The sequence below is a fragment of the Micromonospora maritima genome (assembly GCF_902825405.1).
GTDB lineage: Bacteria > Actinomycetota > Actinomycetes > Mycobacteriales > Micromonosporaceae > Micromonospora > Micromonospora maritima.
The window spans coordinates 1-8,158 of sequence record NZ_CADEAU010000244.1; the positions used below are offsets into that span (position 1 = coordinate 1).

The 8,158-nt window shown below is 72.2% G+C and carries 11 protein-coding genes and 1 pseudogene; 8 read left to right on the forward strand and 4 right to left on the reverse strand.

What is annotated here, in order from left to right; translation table 11 throughout:
• A pseudogene (locus HUW36_RS20205) lies at positions 1 to 749 on the reverse strand (intein-containing Rv2578c family radical SAM protein); the annotation flags it as partial.
• 92 nt (positions 750 to 841) lie between these two features.
• Here HUW36_RS20205 and HUW36_RS20210 point away from each other — a divergent pair.
• Positions 842 to 1,261, forward strand: a complete 420-nt coding sequence (locus tag HUW36_RS20210; RefSeq protein WP_174529605.1) for a thiol-disulfide oxidoreductase DCC family protein — start codon at positions 842 to 844, stop codon at positions 1,259 to 1,261.
• A gap of 119 nt (positions 1,262 to 1,380) precedes the next feature.
• Here HUW36_RS20210 and HUW36_RS20215 read toward each other — a convergent pair whose 3' ends face one another.
• The 3 genes from HUW36_RS20215 to trxA form a co-directional block, all read right to left on the reverse strand.
• Positions 1,381 to 2,325, reverse strand: coding sequence for an HTTM domain-containing protein (locus HUW36_RS20215; RefSeq protein WP_174529606.1), 945 nt, complete (start codon positions 2,323 to 2,325; stop codon positions 1,381 to 1,383).
• Complete coding sequence (locus HUW36_RS20220) at positions 2,322 to 2,762, reverse strand: hypothetical protein (RefSeq protein ID WP_174529607.1); 441 nt, start codon at positions 2,760 to 2,762, stop codon at positions 2,322 to 2,324. The genes HUW36_RS20215 and HUW36_RS20220 overlap by 4 nt, the downstream gene beginning before the upstream one ends.
• 143 nt (positions 2,763 to 2,905) lie before the next feature.
• Positions 2,906 to 3,268 (reverse strand): thioredoxin, encoded by a 363-nt coding sequence (gene trxA / locus HUW36_RS20225; RefSeq protein ID WP_091582637.1) that lies wholly within the window; start codon positions 3,266 to 3,268, stop codon positions 2,906 to 2,908.
• 544 nt (positions 3,269 to 3,812) lie between these two features.
• Here trxA and HUW36_RS20230 point away from each other — a divergent pair.
• The 7 genes from HUW36_RS20230 to HUW36_RS20260 all read left to right on the forward strand — a co-directional run.
• A complete protein-coding gene (locus HUW36_RS20230) occupies positions 3,813 to 4,328 on the forward strand; it encodes a MaoC family dehydratase (protein ID WP_098743791.1) in 516 nt (171 codons plus the stop codon).
• Positions 4,329 to 4,421: 93 nt separating this feature from the next.
• On the forward strand, positions 4,422 to 4,913 hold the full coding sequence (locus tag HUW36_RS20235) for a hypothetical protein (protein ID WP_174529608.1): 492 nt from the start codon (positions 4,422 to 4,424) through the stop codon (positions 4,911 to 4,913).
• A 35-nt stretch (positions 4,914 to 4,948) separates the two neighbouring features.
• Positions 4,949 to 5,572, forward strand: coding sequence for a TrmH family RNA methyltransferase (locus HUW36_RS20240; protein WP_174529609.1), 624 nt, complete (start codon positions 4,949 to 4,951; stop codon positions 5,570 to 5,572).
• A gap of 79 nt (positions 5,573 to 5,651) precedes the next feature.
• A complete protein-coding gene (locus tag HUW36_RS20245; protein ID WP_343044342.1) occupies positions 5,652 to 6,350 on the forward strand; it encodes a DUF6758 family protein in 699 nt (232 codons plus the stop codon).
• 118 nt (positions 6,351 to 6,468) lie between these two features.
• Complete coding sequence (locus HUW36_RS20250) at positions 6,469 to 6,627, forward strand: hypothetical protein (protein WP_013283898.1); 159 nt, start codon at positions 6,469 to 6,471, stop codon at positions 6,625 to 6,627.
• Positions 6,628 to 6,633: 6 nt separating this feature from the next.
• Positions 6,634 to 7,506 (forward strand): PH domain-containing protein, encoded by an 873-nt coding sequence (locus HUW36_RS20255; RefSeq protein ID WP_174529610.1) that lies wholly within the window; start codon positions 6,634 to 6,636, stop codon positions 7,504 to 7,506.
• A gap of 103 nt (positions 7,507 to 7,609) precedes the next feature.
• Positions 7,610 to 8,158 (forward strand): SigE family RNA polymerase sigma factor (locus tag HUW36_RS20260; RefSeq protein WP_174529611.1); only part of this gene is annotated, 549 nt, incomplete at its 3' end.

Genomic DNA, 8,158 nt, shown 5'->3' on the forward strand with positions numbered 1-8,158 from the left:
GCCCGGCCGGGCGTGCGCTCGACGTCGACCCCGGCCTCGGCGAGGAACCGCTCCGCCCGCTCCACCGCCTCGGCCGCCGAGGTGGCCAGCCGGAACCGGGTGCCGGGCCGGCCGACACCGCGGACCAGCGCGTGCAGGTAGCCCCACCGGTAGTCGGTCGAGCGCTTCGGCGCGACGGCGAACCGCCCGGTGCCGAGCAGGCGGTTGCGGGTGGTCAGGTAGGGGCGTCGCGCCCCGCCCCGCATGCTGCCGGTGACGTGCTTCCAGCCGCGTTCGGTCAGGAACCGGTGGTCGCCGCTGGCCACCAGCGTGGTGCCGTCGGCCAGCGTGACCCGGTGGGCCCGCTTCACCGTCGACCACTTGTCGAGCACCGTGGTGACGACGTAGTGGCGGTAGGCGCCCCGCCGTTCGGTGCCGTAGATCCGGTCGCCCGGTTCCAGCTCGCTGATCGCCCGGGTGCGACCGTCCGCCATCAGGATCGGCGTGTCGCCGGACAGGCAGTAGGTGCACGCGTGGGAGCAGCCCCGATAGGGATTGATCGTCCACTCGAACGGCACGCGGGACTGGCCGGGCACCCGGTTGATGATCGACCTCGCCTGCACCTCGTAGAACGTCATGCCGGCGAAGTCGGGTGTGTCGAACGTGCGGGCGACCGCGTGGGGCAGCGCCAGCGGCAGGGGTGGAGCCGCCGGCGCTGCCCGGTCGGGAGCCCCCTCGTCCGGGGGAGCGGAGAGGTTGTCCCAGCGCATGGACCTCATTCGAACACGTGTACGAAAGATGCGCAAGTGACCCGCCGGACACCGGCCACCGCCGAGCCCCGGCACGGGTGCAGGATGGAGGCATGGAGACGTCGACCTTCGTCTACGACGGCGACTGCGCCTTCTGCACCAGCTGCGCGCAGTTCATCGAGCGTCGTATCCCCACCGGGGCCCGCGTGGTGCCGTGGCAGTTCGCCGACCTGTCGGCGCTGGGCCTGACGGAGGCCGAGTGCGAGGAGGCGGTCCAGTGGGTGGGCGCCGACGGCTCCCGCGCCGCCGGGCCGGACGCCATCGCCCGGCTGCTCGGCGACAGCGGGCCGCTCTGGCGGTTCGCCGGGGCCGGGCTGCGCTTCCCGCCGGTACGCGCCGCTGCCTGGCCGGCGTACCGCTGGGTCGCCCGCAACCGGCACCGGATGCCGGGTGGCACGGCCGCGTGCGCGCTGCCCCAGGAGGCCCGGGAACGCTTGTACGGCCCGTCCGGCCGACCCGACCCGACCTCCTGACGGTTCCGCGCCGTCGCGCCATTTCGGGGAGACGGCGGGGTCCGAGGGCTCGGGATGCCGCCACCTCGGTGAACTGGCTTCACGAGGCGACAGCGGCTTCGGCCGGCGGCAGTTCCCGGCTACCCGGTGGGCGCGGACGGAGCGGCGGCGGGCGGACCGGCGGCCGGGCGCGACGCGCCAGGAGCGGGTGACCCGGCGGGCGGCACGGACGGCGGAGAGGACTCGTCGGCACCCGGGACGCCCCGGCCGAGCAGGCGCCGGGCCAGGACCACCGGGCGGACCTTCTCCAGCGGCAGGAAGCTGGTCATCGCCACCAGGTGCGGCGCGAACGAGATGGTGATCGTCGCGACGGTCACCAGGTGGAACGAGTAGAAGAAGCCGACCGTGGCCGTCCGCCACCGGGCCGGCAGCACGAACACCAGCGGGCTGAGCAGCTCGAACGCCAGGATGCCGAACTGCGCCACGATCAGCAGGTGCGGAACCTGCGCGATCAGGTCGGCGAGGTCGGTGCCGCGGCGGATGATCGCCCGGGCCAGCACCGAACCGGTGGCCCAGTCCAGGCCGCCGAAGCGGAACTTGGCCCAGGCGGCGAGGAAGTACGTGCAGATGACCGCGATCTGGGTGACGCGCAGCGCCCATCCGCCCGCCTCGGTGCGGGTGGGGTCGCCGTGGCGGGCCCGGCCGGCGGTGGGCAGCACGGCCAGCGCCACGAGGAGCCCGAACCGGTCGTGGTCGACCTTGCCGTAGCTCATCGCCACGACCATCCACTCGAAGTAGAGCGCGAAGACCGTCCAGCCGAGCAACCGGGGCGCGCGGCCGGTCGCGGCGAGCAGCGCGGCGACCAGCAACACCCAGAAGACCACCCCGACCAGGGCGGGGGTGGGCGTCGGCAGCGGGAGCAGCCGGCCCACGAGCAGCGGCTGGTAGAGGTCGCCGGGGACGTCCACCCGGGTGCGCACCCAGGGGGTGAAGACGACCAGGTCGGCGGCGACGAAGAGGTAGACGAGGGTGCGGAACGCGGCCACCCGGCCGCGCGGCACCGCCTCGGTGAGCCAGCCGGTCATCCGGCGGTCTCCCAGCGCACGGCGGTCCGGTCGGTCCACTCGCCGGTGGGGCGTCCGCCCTGGATGTCGTACCAGCGGACCACGATGCGCACCTCGACCAGCGCCGGGGCGTCGGGGTGGCGTTCGGCGTACGCCTCGGCGACGGTGCGCAGCAGGCTCGGGTCGGTCGCGTACCGGCCCTGCTGGCCCTCGATCTCGGCCCGACGGATGCCGGTGGCCTCCTGACCGAGGGACACCACCGCTCCGGTGCGGTCGACGCCCTCCACCCGGGTGTCCGGTGCCGGCGCGTTCGGCGGGTCGGAGGTGGAGTACATCCGGAACGGTCCGAACGGGAAGTCGTCGTCGGTGCCGTACAGGGTGCCGAGCAGGAGCAGCACCGCCCCGAGCAGGGTGGCGCCCAACCGGACGGCGCGCCCGCGGGTGGTCAGGGTCTCCATCGGGTCGTGACGATACGGGAGGGAAGCGGCCGAAACTGTCCCTCAATCGGCCAATTCTCACTGCCCGTCCCGCCATCGCCACGCGGACGCCACAACGCCGCCGACCCGGCCCGAGGTGGGCCCGGCCGGCGGCGGGAAGGTGCTCAGTGCTTGTGTTCGGCCAGCTTCTTGCGGACGTCGTCCATGTCCAGCTGCTGCACCTGCTCGATCAGGTTCTCCAGCGCCGACTCGGGCAGGGCGCCCGGCTGGGCGAAGACGATCACGCCGTCACGGATCGCCATCACGGTCGGGATGGAGCTGATGTTGAACTTGGCGCCCAACTCCTGCTGCGCCTCGGTGTCGACCTTGCCGAAGACGATCTCCGGGTGCTTCTCCGAGGAGCGCTCGTAGACGGGGGCGAAGCGCTTGCACGGACCGCACCAGTCCGCCCAGAAGTCGAGCAGGACGATGCCGTCGCGCCCGGTCACCTCGTCGAAGTTGGCCGTGGTCAGCTCAACCGTTGCCATTGCTCTCTCCGATCACCGCGGATTGCTGTACGTCCGGTGGAACCAGGGTGGACCCAGGGGAATTCCCGTGACCTGCGCGACGAAACGCTGCGCAGCCCGACGGTGACCCAGGGCACATCGAGGTCCATCTGTGCCAGCGGTCGTGCGGAACGCAAGTGCAGGCCGCATTTGCGTGACGGCACGTGATGGGAGCGTTTCCAGGGAGATCACGCTCGATTTCGGCTACGAATCGGTAACTTGCGCTCTGACGAGCGGGGATCGGGCCTGCGGAGATCGCTTCCCGAGGGGTCGACGGTAACGCTCAGTAGTGTTACGAAAAGATAAATGTGACGCCCGTCTCTGTCGGCACCGTACCGCCGTACGGCAGAATCTCTCACATCAGAGCGTGGGCGGCGGGTGCCGGGGAGGGCCCCGCCGCTCATTGCGTCTCCCCCCAGGTGCGTCCGGTGTGAGATTTCCGCCGCGGGAGCGCCCCCGTCCTCGCCTTAACAAGCGGTAAGGCATGCTGTGCCGAACTCCATCGCCGCCCGTCGAAGGGACAAGGATGCAGTTCGGCCGCTACTACGAGGAGTTCGAGGTCGGCGCGGTCTACCGGCACTGGCCGGGCAAGACGGTCACCGAGTACGACGACCACCTCTTCTGCCTGCTCACCATGAACCACCACCCGCTCCACATGGACGCCCACTACGCGGAGTCCGCCTCCCAGTTCAAGCGCAACGTGGTGGTCGGCAACTACATCTACTCGCTGCTGCTCGGCATGTCGGTGCCCGACGTCAGCGGCAAGGCGATCGCCAACCTGGAGATCGAGTCGCTGCGGCACGTCGCACCGACCTTCCACGGCGACACGATCTACGGCGAGACCACGGTGCTGGACAAGCGGGAGTCGGCCTCGAAGCCGGACCGCGGCGTGGTCGCGGTGGAGACCCGCGGCTACAACCAGGACGGCACGATGGTCTGCGTGTTCCGCCGCAAGGTCATGGTCCCGAAGAAGGAGTACGCGGCCGCCGCCGTCCCGGACGGCGTCGACCCGGAGCGGCCGAGCTTCCCCGAGCCGCGCTGACCCGCGCACCGCGCCCGGCAGGGCCCCGTACCCGTTCCGCGGGGACGGGGCCCTGACCCTTCTCCGGGGCATATGCTCTGGCTGGAGGTTCCCATGAGCCACTCCGTCGCCGGAGAGCCGCCCTCTGCCGGTCGCCGTGCCGCACCGCTCACCACCGCCGCCTACTCGGCCGCGGAGTGGGACCTGCTCACCGACCTGCCGGGTCGAGTCCTCGTCGCCGCCGCCTCGCCCGGTCCCGGACGCCCGCCGCGCGGCGTCGCCGCCGGGCTGGCCGGCCTGGACACGGTGGCCGCCGGCCGGTCCTTCGACAGCGACCTGGTCCGGGCCGTGGTCACCGCCATCTACGCCCGCCACGACGGGGCGGCCGCCCGGGACGAGCGCCTCACCGACCTGGTCGACCTGCTCGCCGCCGCCCGGGCCGCGGTACGGGTGCTGCGCCGCCGGGCCGACCCGGCGGACTCGGCCGCGTACCGGCAGTGGGTGGAATCGGTGGCCGCCCGCGTGTGCCGGGCCGGCGACCTCCCGCCGAGCCCCGCCGACCGCCGGTTCCTGGACCGGCTGGGCGGGGCGCTCGACCTGCGCTGACGGTCGGCGCCGGCGGGCCGTACCCTCTGCAGACCGTGACCGACGACCAGCTCGACGTGGGTGTGGGGCCCTGGCCCGGTGACCCGCCGGACGACCCGCGCTACGACCCGGAGCTGCTCGCGGCGGGGGACCGGCGCAACGTGGTCGACCGCTACCGCTACTGGCGGCGCGAGGCCGTGGTGGCCGACCTGGACCGGCGGCGGCACGACTTCCACGTGGCGATCGAGAACTGGCAGCACGACTTCAACATCGGCACCGTGGTCCGCAACGCGAACGCCTTCCTCGCCGCCGAGGTGCACATCGTCGGGCGGCGCCGGTGGAACCGTCGGGGCGCCATGGTGACCGACCGCTACCAGCACGTCCGGCACCACCCGACGATCGAGGAGTTCGTCGCCTGGGCGGCCGGGGAGCGGCTGCCGGTGGTCGGGATCGACAACCTGCCCGGCTCCCGGCCGCTGGAGACCAGCGTCCTGCCGCGCCGGTGCGTGCTGCTCTTCGGCCAGGAGGGCCCGGGACTGTCCCCGGTGGCCCGGTCGGCCTGCGACGCGCTCTTCTCGATCGCCCAGTACGGCTCCACCAGGTCCGTCAACGCCGGCGTGGCCAGCGGCATCGCCATGCACGCCTGGATCCGCTCGTACGCGGGTCCGCCGCCGGCCTGACGCTCGGTGGTTCCGTCGTCTGACGGAAATCCCACGTGCCCCGCTTGACGCCTCGCCGGCTCGGGGTGACGGTGAGGGTGTGACTGTCGCGGTGAGTTGTCCGAAGTGCGCGGGCCCGGTACGCGAGCCCGACCTGATGCACGGCGAGTACCGGTGCCTGCGCTGCGGGCCGGTCGCGCCCCTGCACGTGCCGGAACACATCGGCGCCGAGATCATGGCCAGCGTGGTGGAGCGGGTGGCCGCCGACGGGGAGTCGGCCGACCGACCCGGCATGCCGCTGTGGTGCCCGTGGCCGCTGCCGCCGGGGTGGACGCTGACCGGGGTGGCCTGGGCCGGTGACGACCGGGCCGGCGTCCGCGCCACTCTGGTCGCCTGCGCCGGTCCGGCCCCGCTCGACGGTGGACCGGCCGACCTGATCTTCGTGGCGGAGGAACCCGGCGTCGGTCTCGGTTCCCGCTTCGCGGGACTGCCCGGCCCCGATCCCGGCCCGCAGGTCGAGGAGGCGCTGACCGATCCCGGCCCTGGTCACCCCGAGCGTCTGCCGCACGCGAAGATCCGGGTGGGCGGCCATCCGACTCCACTGTGGCTCGTACGATCCGAAACGGATCGAAGTGCGTACGCCGGCGAGGCTCGGGGAATGTGGCTCCATGCGATAGCCTGGCCGGCGAGCGCGGGTCACCTCCTCGCGGAAGAAGTCGTGCTGCACGACCTCACCGAGTGGACACCGCCCGAGCTCGTGTACGGCGCACCGTCCCCGTACCTGCACGGGCAGGCCTGACCGGCCGGCACCGGCGAGTCGGGGAGCGGACGCAGATATTCACGGACAGACACCATGCTGATACTCTGGGTGCCGCTGCGGTAAACGGACCCGGCTCCGCGCGAGAGGATGGCCCGCTATGGTCAAGAAGGTCCTCACCTGGGCCGGCATCGCATTCTTGATCTTCTTCGTTGCGTACCGGCCCAACTCCGCCGCCGACGTCTTCAAGTCCCTGGGCGGCGGCATCATGGACATCGCACAGGGCTTCGGCGACTTCTTCACCAACCTGGTCGCCTAACCGCACATGGGCAGCCCTTCCGGTCCACCCTACGACCCGGACGACCCCGACCGGGCACGCCGGGAGCGCGACACCGAGCCGATCCCCCGGATCGACCCGGACGACGGTCCCGGATACGGCACCGGCGCCGCCTACGGCGGCGGTCCCTCCCTGTCGGACGACGCCGCGTTCGGTGACGGCCCCGGCTACGCCGGCGAGGGTCGCTCCGGTCGCGGCTGGGCGCGCGACCCGGAGGGCTACCCGGAGCAGCCGATCTCCGAGGAGGAGCTGGCCGGCCTGCGGGCCGACGCCTCCGGCATGGCACCGCGCCGGGTGCTGCCGATGGAGGACGAGCCCAGCGCCCTGGCGGCCCGCTACCTCTTCCCGACCGAGCGCTTCCGCGGCGAGTGGAAGCGCCACTGGGTGCACCTGACCACGCCGATCATCGTCGGCGTCGCGGCCACGTTCGTGCTCGGCTACCTCTCCGGCTTCCTCGCCGGGCAGGACGTCGGCGCGCTCACCACGGTCGCGGTGCTGCTCTGGTTCGGGGTGATGGGCTGGGTCGCCTGGCGGGTCGCCGACTGGTGGTACGACCGCTTCATCCTGACCAACAAGCGGGTGATGGTGGTCAACGGGATCATCACCCGGCGGGTCGCGATGATGCCGCTGGTCCGCGTCACCGACATGAAGTACGAGCAGACGCCGAGCGGTCGCGCCCTCAACTACGGCACGTTCGTGCTGGAGTCGGCGGGCCAGGAACAGGCGCTCCGCGAGATCAAGAATCTGCCCAACCCGAACGAGCTCTACCTGCGCGTGGTCGAGGAGATGTACGAGCCGCAGGCCGTGGAGGCGCGGATCGGCAAGGAGCAGGACGAGGCGAAGGCCGACGACGGCGCCTGAAACTTTTCGTCCGAACATCGGATGAAGGGCACACCTTTTGCCGACGTGACCACCCGTCCAGCCATGGGAGCCTGCCAGGCAGGACGGGGGCGCGGAGGTGAGTGTGGCGAGCAGGGATCCGCTGGAGGAGGAGTTCCGCGAGTTCGTCGCGGCCCGCTCCGGCGCCCTGCTGCGCACGGCGTACCTGCTGGCCGGCGACTGGGCCACCGCCGAGGATCTCCTCCAGACCGCCCTGACCAAGACCTACCTGGCCTGGAAGCGGCTCGGCGGGATCGACGCCATCGAGCCGTACGCCCGCCGGGTCCTGGTCAACACCTCGACCAGCTGGTGGCGCCGCCGCTGGCACGGTGAACGGCCGACCGAGGTGCTGCCGGAGCGGGCCGGGGTCGACGAGATCGAGCATCAGCTCGACCGGGACGCGCTCTGGCGACACCTGCAGGCGTTGCCGGCGCGGCAGCGGGCGGTGCTGGTGCTGCGCTTCTACGAGGACATGTCGGAGGCGCAGACGGCGGCCCTGCTGGAGATCTCGCCGGGCACCGTCAAGAGCCAGACCTCCCGGGCGCTGAACACGCTGCGCCGCCGGCTCGGCTCGGAGGCGGCCCTGGGCCTGCCGGCCGACCCGGCCGCGCCGCCCGCCGAGCCGGGGACCCGT

Excerpts from the sequence above, each read along its gene's own strand:
- HUW36_RS20210 (WP_174529605.1), top strand. The coding sequence starts at position 842 with ATGGAGACGTCGACCTTCGTCTACGACGGCGACTGCGCCTTCTGCACC.
- HUW36_RS20215 (WP_174529606.1), bottom strand. The coding sequence starts at position 2,325 with ATGACCGGCTGGCTCACCGAGGCGGTGCCGCGCGGCCGGGTGGCCGCG.
- HUW36_RS20220 (WP_174529607.1), bottom strand. The coding sequence starts at position 2,762 with ATGGAGACCCTGACCACCCGCGGGCGCGCCGTCCGGTTGGGCGCCACC.
- trxA (WP_091582637.1), bottom strand. The coding sequence starts at position 3,268 with ATGGCAACGGTTGAGCTGACCACGGCCAACTTCGACGAGGTGACCGGG.
- HUW36_RS20230 (WP_098743791.1), top strand. The coding sequence starts at position 3,813 with ATGCAGTTCGGCCGCTACTACGAGGAGTTCGAGGTCGGCGCGGTCTAC.
- HUW36_RS20235 (WP_174529608.1), top strand. The coding sequence starts at position 4,422 with ATGAGCCACTCCGTCGCCGGAGAGCCGCCCTCTGCCGGTCGCCGTGCC.
- HUW36_RS20250 (WP_013283898.1), top strand. The coding sequence starts at position 6,469 with ATGGTCAAGAAGGTCCTCACCTGGGCCGGCATCGCATTCTTGATCTTC.
- HUW36_RS20255 (WP_174529610.1), top strand. The coding sequence starts at position 6,634 with ATGGGCAGCCCTTCCGGTCCACCCTACGACCCGGACGACCCCGACCGG.